Source organism: Oleiphilus sp. HI0086 (assembly GCF_001635225.1).
Genome location: NZ_LWFZ01001006.1, coordinates 1 through 584 on the forward strand (window position 1 = coordinate 1; position 584 = coordinate 584).

1 protein-coding gene is annotated in these 584 nt (G+C 36.1%); it reads left to right on the forward strand.

The genetic code is table 11. From position 1 onward, the window contains the following. Positions 1–584 (forward strand): hypothetical protein (locus A3756_RS27915; RefSeq protein WP_197481374.1); only part of this gene is annotated, 584 nt, incomplete at both ends.

The following is a 584-nucleotide window of genomic DNA, read 5'->3' on the forward strand; positions in this document are numbered from 1 at the left end:
TAAAGAGCGTTATTTTAACCACAACAAGGAAGTTTATATATCAGATGCTGATGGTAGTGGGTTACTCGAGTATTTAGACTTCAGTGATTTATGCAAATTGCTGAATAAAATTAAAGACAATCAAAGCATTCTTTCGAAAGAAGAAGTTAGCTTTGTTTCATCCGAACTAGATAGACTAACTCAAACTAGAAACAGGGTTTGCCATTCTAGGCCCTTAGAGCCGAATGATTTTAATGATCTTCTTGATTTTTCGAATGAGCTCAGACGTAAGGGGAATAGCTATAGGTGGCTAAATATTACTTCAGCTATAAATAAGTTAGAAGACCCTACCTATACTCTACTTCTAGATATTCCCAGCTTTTGGCGTGCAGAAGTAAATACCATTTTCCAAAACCTTCCTTTGCCAGAGTTTGATGATACTGGCTTTATAGGGAGAAAAAAAGACAGAGATGCGATTAATAAGTTGCTGTTTTCTAATACAAAAGTGATTTCTATTGTTGGTGAAGGTGGAATTGGAAAGACTGCTCTGGCAATGAGGTGTTTATATGATACGTTAGAGGTCTGTGAGACTTCAAATTCTGATC